At 70.8% G+C, this 17558-nt stretch carries 15 protein-coding genes; 7 read left to right on the forward strand and 8 right to left on the reverse strand.

Translation table 11 applies throughout. The features are described 5' to 3' along the window. From R2S09_RS00885 to R2S09_RS00905, 5 genes are all read right to left on the reverse strand, one after another. Entirely contained in the window at positions 1-1512 is a 1512-nt protein-coding gene (locus tag R2S09_RS00885; protein WP_316739207.1) for an SDR family oxidoreductase, read from the reverse strand. A 644-nt stretch (positions 1513-2156) separates the two neighbouring features. Further along, the gene (locus tag R2S09_RS00890; RefSeq protein ID WP_316739208.1) at positions 2157-2888 is read right to left on the reverse strand and encodes a TrkA family potassium uptake protein; all 732 of its coding nucleotides are present in this window, start codon (positions 2886-2888) and stop codon (positions 2157-2159) included. Beyond that, positions 2881-4260: a potassium transporter TrkG gene (locus R2S09_RS00895; protein ID WP_316739210.1), complete on the reverse strand. Its 1380-nt coding sequence runs from the start codon at positions 4258-4260 to the stop codon at positions 2881-2883. Before R2S09_RS00895 ends, R2S09_RS00890 begins: the two co-directional genes overlap by 8 nt. 136 nt (positions 4261-4396) lie before the next feature. Next, positions 4397-5695: an ArsB/NhaD family transporter gene (locus R2S09_RS00900; protein WP_316739212.1), complete on the reverse strand. Its 1299-nt coding sequence runs from the start codon at positions 5693-5695 to the stop codon at positions 4397-4399. Between the two features lie 18 nt (positions 5696-5713). Further along, entirely contained in the window at positions 5714-6955 is a 1242-nt protein-coding gene (locus R2S09_RS00905; RefSeq protein ID WP_316739214.1) for a cation:proton antiporter, read from the reverse strand. 423 nt (positions 6956-7378) lie between these two features. On the opposite strand from R2S09_RS00905, the gene lgt reads away from it, so the two are divergent. From lgt to R2S09_RS00920, 3 genes are all read left to right on the forward strand, one after another. Beyond that, positions 7379-8272: a prolipoprotein diacylglyceryl transferase gene (lgt, locus tag R2S09_RS00910; protein WP_316739215.1), complete on the forward strand. Its 894-nt coding sequence runs from the start codon at positions 7379-7381 to the stop codon at positions 8270-8272. A gap of 424 nt (positions 8273-8696) precedes the next feature. Continuing rightward, on the forward strand, positions 8697-11216 hold the full coding sequence (locus R2S09_RS00915) for a transglycosylase domain-containing protein (protein ID WP_316739217.1): 2520 nt from the start codon (positions 8697-8699) through the stop codon (positions 11214-11216). A 474-nt stretch (positions 11217-11690) separates the two neighbouring features. Next, on the forward strand, positions 11691-12341 hold the full coding sequence (locus R2S09_RS00920) for a phosphatase PAP2 family protein (RefSeq protein ID WP_316739219.1): 651 nt from the start codon (positions 11691-11693) through the stop codon (positions 12339-12341). A gap of 67 nt (positions 12342-12408) precedes the next feature. On the opposite strand, the gene R2S09_RS00925 is transcribed toward R2S09_RS00920, so the two are convergent. From R2S09_RS00925 to R2S09_RS00935, 3 genes are all read right to left on the reverse strand, one after another. Continuing rightward, the gene (locus R2S09_RS00925) at positions 12409-12825 is read right to left on the reverse strand and encodes a BlaI/MecI/CopY family transcriptional regulator (RefSeq protein WP_306184807.1); all 417 of its coding nucleotides are present in this window, start codon (positions 12823-12825) and stop codon (positions 12409-12411) included. A 137-nt stretch (positions 12826-12962) separates the two neighbouring features. Continuing rightward, the gene (locus R2S09_RS00930) at positions 12963-13805 is read right to left on the reverse strand and encodes a phosphatase PAP2 family protein (protein WP_316739221.1); all 843 of its coding nucleotides are present in this window, start codon (positions 13803-13805) and stop codon (positions 12963-12965) included. A gap of 401 nt (positions 13806-14206) precedes the next feature. Beyond that, entirely contained in the window at positions 14207-14719 is a 513-nt protein-coding gene (locus tag R2S09_RS00935) for a MarR family winged helix-turn-helix transcriptional regulator (protein ID WP_306184804.1), read from the reverse strand. 505 nt (positions 14720-15224) lie between these two features. Here R2S09_RS00935 and R2S09_RS00940 point away from each other — a divergent pair. The 4 genes from R2S09_RS00940 (at position 15225) to R2S09_RS00955 (ending at position 17445) form a co-directional block, all read left to right on the forward strand. Next, a complete protein-coding gene (locus R2S09_RS00940; RefSeq protein WP_306184803.1) occupies positions 15225-15530 on the forward strand; it encodes a hypothetical protein in 306 nt (101 codons plus the stop codon). 193 nt (positions 15531-15723) lie between these two features. Further along, positions 15724-16158: a DUF5994 family protein gene (locus R2S09_RS00945; protein ID WP_316739223.1), complete on the forward strand. Its 435-nt coding sequence runs from the start codon at positions 15724-15726 to the stop codon at positions 16156-16158. A gap of 513 nt (positions 16159-16671) precedes the next feature. Continuing rightward, positions 16672-17010, forward strand: coding sequence for a MerR family transcriptional regulator (locus R2S09_RS00950; protein ID WP_316739224.1), 339 nt, complete (start codon positions 16672-16674; stop codon positions 17008-17010). Positions 17011-17241: 231 nt separating this feature from the next. After that, the gene (locus R2S09_RS00955) at positions 17242-17445 is read left to right on the forward strand and encodes a cold-shock protein (protein WP_030173795.1); all 204 of its coding nucleotides are present in this window, start codon (positions 17242-17244) and stop codon (positions 17443-17445) included. The last annotated feature ends 113 nt before the right edge of the window (positions 17446-17558 follow it).

Raw genomic sequence — 17558 nt, forward strand, 5'->3', positions numbered from 1 at the left:
TCAGTGCGTACGGGCCGGTTCAGGGGCGACCGATTCGGCCGCGGCGGCGATGTTGCGGGCCATGCCGCCGAAGACCGCGGCGTGGAAGGGGGCCACGCCCCACCAGTAGGCGTGCCCGGCCAGGCCGTGCGGATGGAACAGGGCCCGCTGCCGGTACACCGTGCGCCCCTGTGGATCCCGGTCGACGGTCATCTCCAGCCAGGCCAGGCCAGGCAGCCGCATCTCCGCGCGCAACCGGAGCAGCCGGCCCGACTCGATCTCCTCCACTCGCCAGAAGTCCAGGCTGTCTCCGACGCGCAGCCGGGTCGCGTCCCGGCGGCCCCGGCGCAGGCCGACACCGCCCACCAGGGTGTCGAGCCAGCCCCGCAGGGACCAGGCCAGCGGCGAGGAGTACCAACCGTTCTCGCCGCCGATCGCCTCCACCACCCGCCACAGCGCCTGTGGCGACGCCGCGACCGTGCGCTCGCGGTGGTCCGTGTAGAGGCTCCCGCCCGCCCAGTCGGGGTCGGTGGGCAGCGGGTCGCTGGGGGCGCGCGGAGTCGAGGCCGAGGACCACCTGGTGGCAACGTCCGCGTCCTGCACGCGCCTCAGAGCCAGCCGGATCGCCCGGTCCAGGGTGACGGGTCCTTCCGGCGGGTCCGGGACGTAACGGACGATGTCCCGCTCGGTACAGACCACCTCGTGTTTCAGCGACTCGACCAGCGGACGCGCGAGAGCGCCCGGCACCGGGGTGACCAGACCGACCCAGAGGCTGGACAGCCGGGGGGTGAGCAGCGGAACGGGCACGATGACGCGCTTCGGCAGACCGGCGACGACGGCGTACCGCCGCATCATCTCCTCGTACGTGACGATGTCCGGTCCGCCGATGTCGAAGGCGCGGTTCACGTCGTACGGCAGCCTCGCGCATCCCACGAGGAGGCGCAGCACGTCGCGGACGGCGATGGGCTGGATGCGGGTGCGCACCCAGCTCGGGGTCACCATCACGGGCAGCCGCTCGGTCAGATGGCGCAGCATCTCGAACGAGGCCGAACCCGACCCGATGATCACGGCTGCCCGCAGTACGGCGGTCGGCACGCCCGAGGCCAGGAGGATGCGGCCCACTTCGGCGCGGGACCGCAGATGGGGTGAGAGCGCGTGCTCGGGTACTCCGGAAGGGCTCAGACCGCCGAGGTAGACGATCCGGCGGATTCCGGCGGCACGCGCCTGCTCACCGAAGATCGTGGCCGCCCGCCGGTCGGTCTCCTCGAAGCCCCGACCGGTGCCCAGCGCGTGCACGAGGTAGTACGCGACGTCCATGCCCTCCATGGCCGCGCGCACGGACTCCTCGTCCGTCACGTCCCCGCGCACGGCCTCGGCCCGCCCGGCCCACGGATGGTCCCGCAGCTTGCCGGGAGATCGGGCCAGGCAGCGCACGGAATGCCCGGCGGCCAGCAACTCCGGCACCAGCCTTCCGCCCAGGTAACCGGTGGCGCCGGTGACCAGACAGCGCAGCGGCCGGTCGTCGTCGGTCATGCCGATCGCACGCTTGCCCGTCGAGTGCGCCTTGTCCGGCGACGGCCGGCGGTTCGGGGCGCAGGAATCGTCATGGCTCTCATGTCCTCCCGGGACGTGTCTTCCGACATGCCCTGAAACCATGCTTGGACCCTTGGACGAGCTCCGCAACCTCGCCGTCCCCGGCCCGAGGGTGGTGACAACGGGGTCGGCGCACGCCTGGGTGCCAACCGTCCCAGAGCCCCGCCCAGTGCGCCTTCCGCGGTTACGGCGGGCAGGCGCTGGTTCACCTACGACATCCCGGCGGGGGACCACGGCCCGGAGCTTCGAGGGTGCGCGTGTGCCCCATGCGTGCCGGTAAGTGCGGACACCCACGGTCAACCACGGACGCCCGGCCCCTGTGCGACGACGACAGCACAACGAATCCGCACAGGTCAGAGGCCGTTCCATCGGCCAAGCGCCGTCGCTTCCCAAGCTGAGAGCGCGAGTTCGATCCTCGTCACGCGCCGGGCAGGACCATCAGTCGCCGGCGCGGACCCCTGGCGTCGGCCGGCGGGCGAAGACCTGCTCGATCGGGGCCGTCGGACGCTCGTCGGCCTCCTCCTTGCCGGCACCCTCGACACGGCGCTTGCCTGCGCCCTTGATACGGCGGCTGCCGACGGTGCTCAGCCGAGTTCGGCGAAGCTCTCCACGGCGTGCGTCTTGCCGGTCACGACGATCACGTCGCCCTTCTGCACGACCGTCTCGGCGGTGGCGTAGGTGAAGTCCTCACCCGGGCGCTTGATGCCGACCACGGTGACGCCGTACCGGCCGCGCACCTGGCTGTGCCCGAGCGGCAGACCGGTGATGGCCGTCGGGGCGATGGTCTTGACCAGGGCGTAGTCGTCGTCGAACTCGATGAAGTCGAGCATCCGGCCGGTGACGAGATGGGCGACGCGCTCCCCCATCTCGTGTTCGGGCAGGACGACGTGGTGGACACCGAGGCGTTCGAGGATCTGGCCGTGCTGGCGGCTGACGGCCTTGGCCCAGATGTTGGGCACCCGGGCCTCCAGCAGGTTGGCGCTGACCAGGATGCTGGCCTCTATGTCGCTGCCGATGGCGACGACAGCGCTGGTGAACTCGTGGACGCCGAGCTGCCGCAGCGCCTCGGCGTCGGTGCAGTCCGCGACGGCCGCGTGGGTGAGGGCGTCGCTGTGCTTCTGCACCAGGCGGGGATCGGTGTCGAGGCCGAGCACGTCCCAGCCGCGCTGCATCAGCTCGTTGGCCAGTGAGTAGCCGAAGCGGCCCAGGCCGATGACGGCGACCCGCTGGTCCGCGGTGGTCCGGGCGTGTGTCTCGGCCGGACGCTCGTCGCGCCGGCGGCGCAGGAAGTGCAGGAAGTGCAGGACGTCAGCCAATGACGGGTCGCTCCTCGGGCAGTTCGTAGCGGCGGGTGCGCTCGCGCAGGGCGAGCGCCGAGACGAGGGTGATGGGGCCGAGGCGGCCGATGAACATCAGGGCGGTCAGCAGCAGGTGTCCGGTGGTCGGCAGGTCGGCGGTGACGCCGGTGGACAGACCCACGGTGGCGAACGCGGAGACGACCTCGAACAGGACCTTCTCCAGCGGGTGCTCGGCGAGCGTGAGCAGGACGAGCGTGGCTCCCATGACCAGCCCCACGCTCAGGAGCGCCACGGTCAGGGCCTGGCGCAGGGTGTGCGGGGCGAGGCGGCGGCCCATCATGGTCGAGGTCGGTTCGCCGCGCACCTCGGCGGCCATGGCGGCGGCCAGCACCGCGAACGTGGTCACCTTGATGCCGCCCGCCGTTCCGGCGCTGCCTCCCCCGATGAACATCAGCGCGCACGTCATCAGCAGGGTCGAGGCGTGCATCGCGCCGACGTCGACCGCGTTGAACCCCGCCGTGCGGGTCATCGCCGAGTGGAAGAAACCGTCGAGGATCTTCCCGGCGGTGGGGTGCGGGCCGAGCGTCGCGGGGTTCGTCCATTCCAGCAGGCAGGTCAGTACGGTTCCGGTGGCCAGCAGGACGGCCGTGGTCAGGACGGTGAGCTTGGTGTGCAGCGTCCAGTTGCGGCGCCCGGTGGTGCGGCTGCGGTGGCGGTGCCGGAGGATCTCCAGCAGGACGGGGAAGCCGATGCCGCCCAGGATCACGGCGACGGCGATCGGCACCGTGACCCAGGCGTCCTGTGCGTACCGCGTGATGCTGTCCGCGTGCAGTCCGAACCCGGCGTTGTTGAACGCCGACACGGCGTGGAAGTAGCCCAGATACACGGCGTCGCCGATGTTCTCGCCGTAGCCGAACCGGAAGCGCAGCGCCAGCACGGCTCCGGTCGCGACCTCGACGATCAGTGTGGTGCCGGCGACACCGAGCAGGACCCGTCGTACGTCTCCGATGCCGAGGCTCTTGGTCTCGGCCTGCGCGGTCAGCTGCATCCGCAGGCGCAGCCGCCCCGAGACCAGCAGTGCCAGCAACGACGCCATCGTCATGATGCCGAAGCCGCCCACCTGGATCAGCGCGAGGATCACGCCCTGGCCGAAGCCGCTCCAGTAGGTGCCCGTGTCCACGACCGCCAGACCCGTGACGCACACCGCCGACGTGGAGGTGAACAGAGCGGTGACCACACCGGTCGCGGCGTCTTCCTGTGAGGCGACCGGCAGCGCCAGCAGCGCCGTTCCGGCCAGGATCACCAGCGCGAACGCCAGAACGACCGCACGCGCCGGATGCGCGGCCAGCAGCACCGACCACGGCCGCGCCCGTGACACCGCTCCCGTCACGTGTTGTCCCTTCCGAGTCCGCTGCTGCACGGGTCGTCGTCGAGGTGGGCGAAGATCCCGGTCGCACACCTTACGGCGGCACACGGTCGACGGCGTCGCTCCGCGTGGCGTGGTCGCGCCGAGGTCCGCGCAGCCATCACGCGAGGGCGAAGTACCGGAGCCATACGTAGGCAAGAGCGATGGCCACCGTCGCGGCCGTGACCACGAGACCGTATTTGGTGAACTGCCAGAAGGAGATGGCCTGCCGGTTGCGTTCGGCGATGCCGAGGACGACGACGTTGGCGCTGGCGCCGATGGCGGTGGCGTTGCCGCCGAGGTCGGCGCCGAGGGCGAGCGCCCACCACAGGACGTGGGTGGAGGAGCCGCCCATGTCGCGGACCAGGTCGCTGGTGATGGGGGCCATGGTGGCGACGTAGGGGATGTTGTCGACGATCCCGGACAGCACCGCGGAGCCGCCGAGCAGGGTCATCGAGCCGCCCAGTTCGTTGTCCCCGATGGCCTTCGCGAGCTGCGCCGAGATCTCGCCGACGACGCCGGTGTCGATGAGGCCGCCGATCATGATGAACAGGCCCGCGAAGAAGGCCAGCGTGGGCCACTCCACCTCGGTGAGGACCTCGTGGGTCTCCACCGACGACAGGGCGACCAGCAGCCCGGCGCCCAGGAGGGCCACGATGCTGGGCTCGTAGTGCAGGACCGGGTGCAGGACAAAGCCGGCCACCACCAGGGCCAGCACGATCAGCCCCTGCACCAGCAGGCGCCGGTCCTTGATGGCCTCGCGCTCCTCCAGCGCCATGATCTCGTTGGCGCGTTCCTCGTCGTAGACGAACGACTTGCGGAACATCACCCGGCACAACAGCAGCAGGACGACGACCAGAACGGCGGCCAGCGGGGCGAGGTGCACGAGGAAGTCGTTGAAGGTCAGGCCCGCCCGGCTGGCGATGATGATGTTCGGCGGGTCGCCGACCAGTGTCGCCGTGCCGCCGATGTTCGACGCGAGCACCTCGGCGATCAGGAACGGGGCGGCGGGCAGGGCCAGGCGCTCGCACACCAGCAGGGTCACCGGGGCGATCAGCAGGACCGTCGTCACGTTGTCGAGCAGGGCCGAGGCGAGCGCGGTGATGACGACGAGCATGGCCATCACCCGGAAGGGCTGGGCCCGGGCACGTTTGACCGCCCAGATGGCCAGGTATTCGAACATGCCGGTCTTCTTGAGCACGCCGACGATCATCATCATGCCCATGAGCAGGAAGATGACGTTCCAGTCGATGCCGGAGTCCTCGGAGTAGAACGCCGAGACGTCGTCGGTCGCCCCGATCGCCAGCATCAGGCCCGCGCCGCCCAGGGCCACGGCGACGCGGTGGATCTTCTCGCTGATGATCAGGGCGTAGGCGCCGACGAAGACGACGATCGCCGCCCAGCTGTGCCAGTCGTTCACGGTCCTCCGGTTGGTCGCTCAGTGGGTCCGGGCGCCCTGCACGGCGGCCGGCGCACGGTCATGGTCGTCGTCGTCCGGGATGCCGACGAGGTCCTCCACGTCGAACATCCGGGCGATCGGCACATCGGTGGAGCTGTGCGCGACGATCGAGAAGGCGATGCACACCGCGATCAGCGTGTACGCCTCCCGCGCCTGCGGGATGCCGGACTGCAGAACCAGCAGACCGTAGAGCACGGAGGCGAAGCCCTTCGGCCCGAACCAGGCCGCCGTGAGTTTCTCCCGACGGCTGAACCGGGTCCCGACCAGCGAGATCAGCAGCGAGGCGGGCCGGATCAGCACGATGGCCAGCACCACCGCCACATACCCGCCCAGCGACAGGCCACCGAAGAGCGCGGGGGTCAGCAGCGCGCCGAACACCAGCAGGGCCGCGAACTTCGCCAGCTCCGCCAGCGCCTCGCCGAGCGGTTCGAACGCCTCCCCGGCCTCCGGAGAGACCCCGGCCAGCACCGCTCCGGCGGAGAACGCCGCGAGGTAGGGGTTGGCGTGGGTGAGGTGGCAGGCGGCGTACAGGATGATGCCGGTGGCCAGGGGCAGCAGGGGCTGCAGCTTGGGCTCGGCGCCCAGCAGACGGAAGCGCACCAGCCCGTTGACGAGCAGCGGCAGCACCACGCCGAACAGCAGGCCCAGCAGCAGCTCCAAGGCGATCTTCCCGAACGACGCCTCGCCCGCGTGTCCGACAGCGGGCCCCGCGGCCGCGATCAGCAGCAGCACCACCGGCAGGGCGAGGCCGTCGTTGACTCCGCTCTCCACGTTCAGCAGCTCGCGCAGCTTGGCCGGCACCTCCTTGCGGCCCACGATCGCGGAGGCGAAGACCGGGTCCGTCGGCGCCAGCACCGCGCCGACCAGGAACGACGTCGTCCAGTCGAGGCCGACCAGGAAGTGGGTGAGCAGCGCCGTGAACACGAACGCGAGCGGCATGCCGAGCCCCAGCGCGCGGGCCGGGTTGCGCCAGTTCGCCCGCAGTTTGGCGAACGAGACGTGCATGCCGTCGGTGAACAGCACGGCGAAGAGTGCCAGGTCCGCTGTGACCGAGACGATCCCGCTGTCCGGCGTGATGTGGATCAGTCCGAGGAAACCGTCGCTGACCAGGGCCCCGCCGACGAGGAAGAGAAAGGACGTGGAGAGCACGGTACGGGCCGCGAGGCCCGACAACAGCACCGCCACCAGCAGTGCGACGCCGAACACCAGCACCAGCACCATGACGGGCCCCCGATCGGAAAGAGAGTTCTCCTCACTTCGCCGACCAGGCTTCCCGGCACACCGCAGGGAACTTTACCGGTTCTTGACACGCCTCTGACAGGCTGCCCGCGGGCACGCCGGACCGTCCTTCGCTGCCGGCCTCCGGCAGCGAAGCCGCTCAGGCTCCGCCGGCGGTCACGGCGGGCAGGCGCTGCGGCAGGGGCGAGGCGGTCATGACGCCGAGCCGGCGGGTGACTCCACCACCGAGTCACGCGCTCGCACCACCGGCTCCTGTTCCCCGTCGGTGCCGTTCCACCGTCCGCGCCTCGGACTCCCGCCCACCGCTCCACGCTCCCGGAAGGTTCGGTGTCCGATGTATTGTCGGGCGGGTTCCGCTCCCGGCTCACAGTCCGGGTTCCGTGCGTGCGAGAAACGGTCGAACCCTTGAACCTGGCGTACCTCCCCAGCCCTTCCCAAGGGGTGTGGCATCTCGGGCCGCTGCCGATCAGGGCGTACGCGCTGTGCATCCTGGCCGGCATCTTCGTCGCCGTACGGCTCACCGGCCACCGCTGGGAGGCCAGGGGCGGGCGCCGCGAGGACATCGTGGACATCGCGATCTGGGCGGTGCCGTTCGGCATCCTCGGCGGCCGTCTCTACCACGTGATCACGGACCCCGAGCTGTACTTCGCCGCCGGCAAGCAGCCTCTCCACGCCTTCTTCATCTGGGACGGCGGCCTGGGCATACCGGGCGCGGTGGCGCTCGGCGCGGTCGGCGCCTGGCTCGGCTGCCGCCGCCGGGGGGTCAAGCTGCCGGACTTCGCCGACGCCGTCGCTCCGGGGCTGGTGCTGGCCCAGGCGATCGGCCGCTGGGGCAACTACTTCAACCAGGAGCTGTACGGCGGGCCCACCCATCTGCCGTGGGCGCTGTGGATCGACCCCGCCCACCGCCCTGCCGACATGGGCACGATCAGCCTTTACCACCCGACGTTCCTGTACGAGTCGCTGTGGGACCTCGGTGTCATGGCGCTGCTGCTGTGGCTCGACAGCCGCCACCACCGACGGCTGCGGCGCGGAAGGCTGTTCGCCTGCTACGTGCTCGCCTACACCGCCGGCCGGGCCTGGATCGAGGCGCTGCGTATCGACCACGCCAACCACTTCCTGGGCCTGCGTCTGAACGACTACGTCTCCCTCGCCCTGTTCACCGGCGCGCTGGTGTACCTGATCGTCAGCCGCCGCCCACACCCCGACGACGACGCCCCGTACCCGCCCGGCGAGGACGGGGAAGGAACACCGACGTCGGTCGCCACCGATGGCGCTCCCGCCCGGGAGCGGGCGTGACGGCGGCTCCCACTCCGGAAAACGGAAACCTGACCCTCGGGCTCCTGGCCCGCCGCACCACCGACGCGGCCGCCGGAGCCGCCACCCTCGCGGTCGGCTTCCTTGCCCCGGCGGCTGCTCACCGGACACCCGGCCTGCCCCGGGCCCGCCGCCTCCGCAGCGGCACCGGCCGAGGACGCGGCCGGACAGCGTCGGCACCGCGGTGACCCCCGGCCCTGCCGACGGGCCGCCTCCCCCGGCACCGTGTGAATTCAGCCAGGGGCGGTTGTCACCGCATATCAGGCACCACCTAGTCTTACAACTTGTAGAACGGCGTCCGGAGCGTCGGTCCGCCCCGGACCGGAACCACCGCCCCCCGCAGCAGGGCGGACCGGTCGGCTTCCCGGCGGCGGGCGGGCCTGTGCCTGGCTGAGGAGTGGCGAGTATGAGTGAGCACCGGCGCCGACCGTCGGGAAGGGCCGTGCCGTCCGACCAGGACGGCATACCGCACGGCGGCCGGGCCCAGGCACGCAGGGCCGCCCGGGCCGGGGGCGGACGTGCCCGCCGCGCGGCGGGCACGCGGCACGCGGAGGCCGGACGCCCGGGCCGGCGCGCAGCGGCCAGGGGCGCTGAGGGGGCCGGGCGCTCAGGCCGGCGCGGCTTCATCGACTACCCGCGAGCGGGCAAGCGGGGCGTCCGCCGCTGGCTGCCCTCGTGGAAACAGGTGCTCGGCACCTTCCTGCTGTTCTCCGGCGGCCTGGTGGGCCTCTTCGGCTACGCCTACGCCACGACGACGATCCCCAGCGCGAACCCCAGCACCCAGCAGCAGAGCAACACCTACTACTGGTCCGACGGCTCGGTGATGGCCACGCAAGGGTCGACCAACCGGCAGAACGTCGACCTCGCCCAGGTCCCGAAGCTGGTGCAGTGGGACTTCCTCGCCGCGGAGAACGCCACCTTCTACACCGACCCCGGCATCGACACGCAGGGCATGCTCCGTGCCGTCTACCACATGGCCACGGGCGGCGAGGTGCAGTCCGGCTCCACCATCACCCAGCAGTTCGTGAAGAACACCTACCTCAACCAGAACCAGTCGGTCACCCGCAAGCTCAGGGAGATCATGATCTCCCTGAAGATCGGCGGGCAGATGTCCAAGCAGCAGATCCTGCAGGGATACCTCAACAGCTGCTACTACGGGCGGGACGCCTACGGCATCGAGGCCGCGGCCCGGGTCTACTACCACGAGCACGCCTCCCAGCTGACCGTCAGCCAGGGCGCGTTCATCGCCGCCACGGTCAACGAGCCGAGCGTGCTGATGCACGCCGACACCGACCCGCAGGCCAAGGCCCAGGCCAAGGCGCGCTGGACGTACGTCCTTCAGCGCATGGCCAAGATCCACAAGATCACCGACGCCCAGGAACAGCAGTACCTGGCCGCCGGGTTCCCCACGCCCAAGCCGTACTCGCCGTCGGCGGGGATGTCCGGGCAGACCGGCTATCTGGTGGACACCGCGAAGAAGTACGTCGAGGCCCACTCGTCGGTCACCGAGCAGCAGCTCGGCCGCGGCGGCTACCAGATCTACACCACCTTCGACAAGAAGAAGGTTCACGCGCTGTCGGCGTCCGTCGCGGCGATGGAGAAGAAGCACCTGAACCCGGGGCACCGCCCGGCCGACAAGGACGTCCAGGTCGGCGCGGCGTCGATCGACCCGTCGACCGGCGCGGTCGTGGCCCTGTACGGCGGGGCGGGCTGGGACAAGGGCCACTGGACCAACAACGCGGACGCCAAGGGTGTGCCGGTCGGCTCCACGTTCAAGCCGATCGACCTGGCCGCCGCCCTCGACCACGGCGCCGTCCTCTCCCCGGGGCAACCACCCTCACCGATCACGCCCGCCTCCAAGTTCGACGGCGACGACGGCATCACCATCAAGAACCAGCAGGGCCGGGAAGTGCCGGACTCCGGCGACCCCACAGGGCTGCTCCACCAGCACAACGACGTCCCCACGAAATGGGGTTACATCACCCTGCGCAAGGCCATGGAGCAGTCGGTCAACACGCCCTACGTCCAGCTCGGCGAGTACGTCGGCTACGACAACGTGGAGAACGAAGCCCTCAAGGCGGGCCTGCTGCGCAAGAGCCTGCAGTACGACACCCCCGGCTTCTACATCGGCACCTCGACCCCCTCGGCGATCCGCATGGCCGACGCGTACGCCACCTTCGACGACGGCGGCGTCCAGCACGAGCCGTACTCGGTGACCAAGGTCATCGCCGACGGCCAGGCGCTGCCCGGCTTCGACAAGCCCAAGGGCACCACGGCCATGCCCGCCTCGACCGCCGACACCGTCACCGACGTCCTGCAGAACGTCGTCAAGAACGGCACGGGCACCAACGCCCAGGCCCTGGGCCGTCCGGCGGCCGGCAAGACCGGCACCACCGACGACTACAAGTCCGCCTGGTTCATCGGCTACACCCCGCAACTGGTCACGTCCGTCGCCATGTTCAAGGAGGACCCGAAGAACGCCGGCCTGCAGTCGATGCAGGGCGTCGGCGGCTACTCCAAGGTCTTCGGCGCCGACATGCCCACCGAAGTATGGACCGGCTACATGACGGCCGCCCTCCGGGGACAGCCCGTCCGGCAGTTCCCGCCCGCACCCCAGCTGGGCCGGAGCACCGACGAATACGGCGCCCCGTCCCCCACGCCCTCCCCCACCGCGAGCACTCCGACGGCCGGCCCGACCGCACCGGCCACCTCGGCCATGCCGAGCGCCACCACCAAAGCGTGCCACGGGCCGAAGAAGGTCTGCGCCGACCCGTCGCCGAGCGACACGTCCGGCACCACCACGGGCGGCACCGGCGGTGCGGGCGACGGCGGCCTGCTCGGCGGCACCACCGGCGGCGGTGGCGCCACCGACAGCACGTCCCCCACACCCACGGCCAGTTTCACCGGCCCCGGCCGGCATCCGTGACACACGGCGCGCTCCGGACCGTTCAGGGGGTTCGCGGCGATCCGGAGCGGAGACAGCAGGAGGGGCGGCGCGACGGGGCGGTCGTACCGGCACCGTCACCGACGCGGCGCCTCCTGCGAGAGCCGGTGAGAACGGGCGGCGCCTCCTCCTTCGAGGGCGACGACCGCGAGACGGACTCGCCGTACGCGCGGTCCACCGCCACGCCCGCCGGCCCGACCGGTTTCCCGGCGGGGCTCGACAGCGGCCCCGCCCACCTCGGGAGGGGCCCGGTCACGAGCACGGCCCCCGCCTGCCAGGCGGGCGCGCGTGCTGCGACCGGGCGACCGAAGCGATGTTCTACAACATGTAGTAGATTGGCTCGACGGTCACCCCCGGTTCACCGTGATGCCATCGACATGCCATCGCGGGGCGTGGGAATCACCGGCGGCGCCTGGCCGTTCCGCGTCGCCTCGTGCTGACAGGAAGGACGTGCCCATGACCGCGGCCGCCACCGCGCGACTGGCCTTCGACGGATCCGGCATCGACGGCTCGTTGTTCACCTCCGTCACGGACTTCGCCCGCGAGACCAAGTGGCTCAACACCCCCATGGAGGTGTGGACCAACCTCGGTCTGGGTGTCTTCGCGGTACTCATGGTCATGGGGTGGTGGAGCGCGCGTCGCCGCGGCACCGAGGCGATGACCGTCGCGCTGGCCGCGCCGGTCGCCGTCCTGACCGCGTTCGCCGCCGCGGAGGTGGTCAAGAAGATCGTGGGCGAGGTGCGGCCCTGCCGGTCGATGCCCCACGCCTACCTCGTCGACTCCTGCCCGGCACCGACGGACTACGCCTTCCCCAGCGGCCACACCACCACCGCCGCCGCGACCGTGGCCGCACTGTTCCTGCTGGACCGCCGGCTGAGCGCCATCGCCGCGGTCTTCGCCGTGGTCGAGGGCTTCACCCGGGTCTACGTCGGCGCCCATTACCCCCACGACGTCCTCGGCTCGGCCGTCCTCGCCCTCCCCGTCGCCTACCTCACCAGCCTCGCGCTGCGCCGCTGGGCCACCCCACTGGTCGCGGCCCTGAACCGCGGCGCGCTGCGGCCACTGCTGACCGCCGAATCCGGTACGGCCCCGCAGCACGCCCGGTAACCGGCGCCGGCGCCGCGCTCGCCAGCAACGGCACGGCAGGTACATCGGCACCGGCCGGAACAACGCCTCACCCCCGGTCAGGGGAATCGCGGTGCAGCCGGTCAGGGACATCGCGGTGCAGCAACTGCTCCAGCAGCCGCTCGTCCTCCGCCGACAGATCCGACACGAACCGGGCCAGCACCTCCGCGCGGTCCCCGCCCTCGTCCAGCAGCGAGTGCATCCCCGCCGCCGCATGCCCTGCCTGGTCCTCCACGGGCGCATACACATGGCTGCGCCCCTCCCGCTGCCGGGTCACCAGCCCCTTGTCGCACAACCGTGTCAGGATCGTCAGCACCGTCGTGTACGCGGCATCGGGCACCTGCTCCTGGACCACGGCGGCGGTCACCGGCCCGCCGGCCGCCCACAAGGCGGCCAGCACCTCACCCTCCAGCTCACCTCGCGCACGCCGCCGGGCCTCCCCTCGGCCGTCCCTGCCGCCCGCCACCTGGCACCTCCCTCGCACTCCGGCCAGGCCGTCCTCGACCGCTCAAGCTACTACAAGACGTAGAAAAACGGCCATCTTGATCACGCCGCCGTCTCGAACACCGCTGTGACCGCAGCCGGGGTGACCGAACGGTCGGGTCACAACCGGCTTTCTCGCGCTGCCGATTCCGCCATGCCCTGCGTCGAAGCGAGGACGGCCCGCCTTCCCGCGTGCCCGCGGACGGACCGTGCGCCGACGATGCGCAGCGCCGGCTCGGCGAGCGCGAAGCCGATGCCCATCACCATGACGCCGGCGGCTGTGTCCATGAGGTAGTGATTGGCCGTGCCCAGGACCACGAGCGTGGTCACCACCGGGTAGGCGATCCCCAGCGTGCGCACCGGCCAGTGCCGCCCCAGACGGAAAAGTATGAGTCCGCACCACAGCGACCAGCCGACGTGCAGGCTCGGCATGGCCGCGTACTCGTTGGTGAGATGGCCCAGGCCCCGCGGCGCGCTGGCGTCGGTGCCCCACCAGCCGTAGGAGCTGTACCGGGCCATGGTGTCGATGAAGCCGTGCCCACCGCTCAGCAGCCGGGGCGGAGCAGTGGGCAGCACCGCGAAACCGACCAGGCCGATCAGGGTGGAGATCATCAGCCATGTGCGGGCCGTCCGGTAGTGCTCCGCGTGGCGGCGCCACAGCCAGACCAGGACGGCGGGGGTGATGACGTAGTGCAGCGACGCGTAGGCGAAGTCGGCGGGTATGCCGAGGAGGGCATGGTTCGAGAAGAGCCGGTTGAACCAGTGCTCCGGGTCCAGGTGCGCCAGTTGCTCGGCGTGCAGGATGCCCACCCCGTTCCTCACAGCGTCACCCGCCTCGCCTCTGATCAGCAGACGTATCCCGGAGTAGAAGGCGTAGACGACGGCGAGCAGCGGAAGTTCGGTCCACCAGCGGAGCCGGTCGCGGTGTGCTGCGGTGCGTATCGCGGTGGCGCTGGTCGACATCCGGTCGTGGCTCCAGGCTTCTTCGAGGGCTGTGGTTCTTCGAGGGCTGCGGGCCGATCGTTGTGCGTGCGGTGTGTCAGCCCCCGTCTCACCGAGGGTGATGCGGACTCCGGGCAGGCGCTTGCCCGAACGCATCGCCCACCAAATATATCGGCGCCCGAAGTGATTCCCGTCGGCGCCGGTGCCCTCGCGGCACCGACGACGAGGCCGATCACCGGGAGGACACAAAGCCCGAGGCATGAACGCGCGATGCCACCACGAGCCGCGAGGCCAGGCCGGTCGCTCAACGTGGAGACGCCCAAGGGCAGGCCCCGCCTGTCACGCCGTTGAAGGCGCAGAGCCCTTCCGGACGGACCCTCACCCGCGTGACGGGGATCTCCGGCCGCGCGCCGCTGCGGCGGTCACTGCTCCGCGGTGCCCTCGGCCGGCTCGCCGAGGCGTTCGGCCAGTTGGAACAGGGCGGGCAGCGCGCCGGTGATGGCCGCCCGGGAGCTGTCGTCCAGCTCGGCGAGAGCGGCGTCGATACGGCGTTCGTGAGCGGCGGTCCAGGCCGCGAGCTGCTCACGGCCGGCGTCGGTGAGAGTGACGACGGAGGCCCGGCGGTCGGCGGAGTCCACGTCGCGCGTGACCAGTCCTGCCGTGATCATCTGCCCGATCAGCCCGCTGACCGTGCTCGGGGCAAGGCGTCGGCGGGCGGCCAGGTCACTGATCCGCGTGGGCGAGTGCTCCCCGAGCACCTGGAGCAGCTCGACCTGCGCCATGGGCAGACTCTCCCACGGGTAGTCGGTGCGGATCGAGGAGCGCAGCGCGCGCCGCAGCCGGGTCACAGCCTCGGTGAGCAGGCGAGCCTCCGGCTCCCGACCGGCGGGGCCGGGAGAGCACGACGCGACCTCGGCGCTGGGCTGCTCGGACATGGGGCAAGGGTAGCCGGGCCGCACACACATCGGAGCGCCCGGCGGTCGTCCACGACGCCGGACGCACATCGGCAAGCACAGCCACCCGTGCCGGGCATACGCTTCAGAGGGGACCCGCCGTGGAACGCCGGGGCGGGACCGCCGTGCAGCGCGCACGGTCCGCGTACCGTCCGCCGACGTCTCCCGGCAGCGTCCGCTTCGTGCTCGTCGCGCCCGAAGGAGGTGGGTATGGCTCAAGACCCCTTGCCCTCCGCGGAGCACGCAGAGGTCCCTATCGTCGCCGCGTCGCCGGAGGCCGCCCGCCGCGCCGCCGAAGTGTTCCGCAGCAGCTTCGCCTCGACCGAGCAGCGCGGCTGTCCCGCGGCCGCGAGGGAGCGACCCGTCTCCGTCTCACCATCGACACCGCGCACACCGCGCAACCCGCGCGATCCTGGCCGGCGGCCGGCGGGCCGACACGGCAGGACCGCACGCACACGGACGAGGTGTGAGCAGCAGAACGACAGCCATGACGACACTTCGCCAACGCAAGACCAACCGGAAAGCGGTCCTGAGATCTCTCTACGAGGCCGTCGCACACAATCGCCCCGAAGTCAGCGGGGCCGTACTCCGCGACGAACTGGGCCTGCCCGACGAGGATCTCTCCGCAGCCTGCACCTATCTGGCCGACGACGGCCTGATCAGCGTCGACTGGACATCGCACCGGACCCCCGCGGCCGTCGCACTGACGCACGAGGGCGTCCGCCTCATGGAGGAACTGGAGGAGGAACAAGAGGACCGGGAGAAGGCGGAGGAGACACAGTCGGACGGCTGACTCGCCCGGTTCTCCTCCACCGGGAGTAGCCTGACCGTACCGAGAGCATTTCGCGCAGCGCGACCGGCGGTGCCGTTCCCGGCGAGTGACGAAACGGGCAGTCGTCCCACGGCTCCCGGGACGGGACCGCATGATGGAACCCAGCGGCACACCGGCCGAAAGCGGGACCGCGGCTCAAGCGCACACGTACCGCATGCCCCTGCCCCGCCTGGCCCTCACCCCGGACGTCAGCCATGGCCCGCTGGACGGGGCCTGGTGGCCGCGCTGCGACGCGCTGGAACTCGAACTCCCCTCGCTGATCGGCTCCTTGGAGCCGGGCTCGGGCGCCGCGGTACGGGTCAGCGTGGACCCCGCCGAATGGCCCGACGCCCCGAACACGGTCATGGCACCCGGCCGGGTGATCGCCGTGGAGCCGGCCGGGCCCGGAAGCGAGGCGCACGTCATCACCCTGGACTGCGGCACCGTGGGACGCTGGGTGCTCCTGGTCGTCCCGCCCGGTGAGCCCGCTGAAACAGCCGCCCGGCTACTGGCCGCCGCCACCGACCCCGACAACCCGCTGACCGCCGCACGGATGCTGGCGCTCGCCGAAACCGGCCGCCTCGATGTGTCGGCAGAGGAAGCGGAATGAGGCACCCGGCCTCTTGGGAGCCTACGGAAGGGACGACCGACGGGCCCCAACCACCGTCCTCGCGGGTGCCGTTGTCCACTCGGCGCTGAGCGTCCGCGCTCTTCGAGGAGTGCCGTATCGTCCGGGCCACGGCGAACTGGACAGGCAGACGGTGGCGCCGCCGGCCCGCGGCCTGACCGAGGCCCGCGCCGCCCTGCCCGCACGGCTCCGCCTCATCGTGGACCCGGTGGTCCTGAGGGCACCCGGACATGGGGGCCGGGATCTGGTCGTGCCACAGGAGGCGGCCGAACGGGTCGCCGCATCACCCATGTGCGCGGCCGGTCCGACGTCGGAACCAGGCCGCTCCGCGCATTGAGTCCGGCCCGAACGCAAAGGGAAATCTGCCACGGCGAGCCCACATCTTCATGCCTGCCGGAGTTAGGGTTGTCGCGCGACGCGGATGGTGCCGGCTCCTTCGGGAACCGGCGCCAGGCACGCCCGGGTCCGTCGCCGCGCCCCCGAAACGAAGGTGCCATGCCCGCTGAGAACACCCCTGTCGCCGGCAACCTCGACGACGACGACTATCCCGCCTACACCATGGGAAGGGCCGCCGACGTTCTCGGCACAACCCCCGCCTTCCTCCGGACCGTCGGCGAAGCCGGGCTGATCACTCCCCTGCGTTCGGAAGGCGGTCACCGCCGGTACTCCCGCCGCCAGTTGCGCATCGCCGCCCGGGCCCGCGAGCTGGTCGACCAGGGCACCCCCGTCGAGGCCGCGTGCCGCATCGTCTCCCTCGAGGACCAGCTCGACGACGCCCTCAGCCTGAACCGGGCAATGCGCCGGAAGCTGGACGAGCCCGGCACGGATACCTAGTCCCGCCACCACAGAAATACACACTGGCACGGGATGAGAATTGCCGAACACTCCCGAAGGCGCATGGCCGTTTACATCCGGCCTGTGTTAACGTGATAGCAGTTGCAGTTTTGATTGCCAGAGAATTTTTTTCTTTGCAGAGCTTTCCGGATCTGTCCGGAGGGGTGATCATTGCGGCGACTCGGCTCCGCAAAGTGCGGAGTCCGGTACTGCCCCTCAAGGGAGATTCATATGGCATCTGGCATCGTGAAGTGGTTCAACGCGGAAAAGGGCTTCGGCTTCATCGAGCAGGAGGGTGGCGGCCCGGACGTCTTCGCCCACTACTCGAACATCGCCACCCAGGGCTTCCGCGAGCTTCAGGAAGGCCAGAAGGTGACCTTCGACGTCACGCGGGGCCAGAAGGGCCCGCAGGCCGAGAACATCGTTCCCGCCTGACGCTGACGCGAACCGTCGCGAGCCAGTGGTTCGCACATCATGTGGCCGGGGCCCGCGCTCTTGGGGTGCGGGCCCCGGCTCATTGATTTACCTGCTTTTCCGGATTTCCCTGA

This window comes from Streptomyces sp. MK7, assembly GCF_032658145.1.
GTDB classification, from domain to species: Bacteria; Actinomycetota; Actinomycetes; order Streptomycetales; family Streptomycetaceae; genus Streptomyces; species Streptomyces spiralis.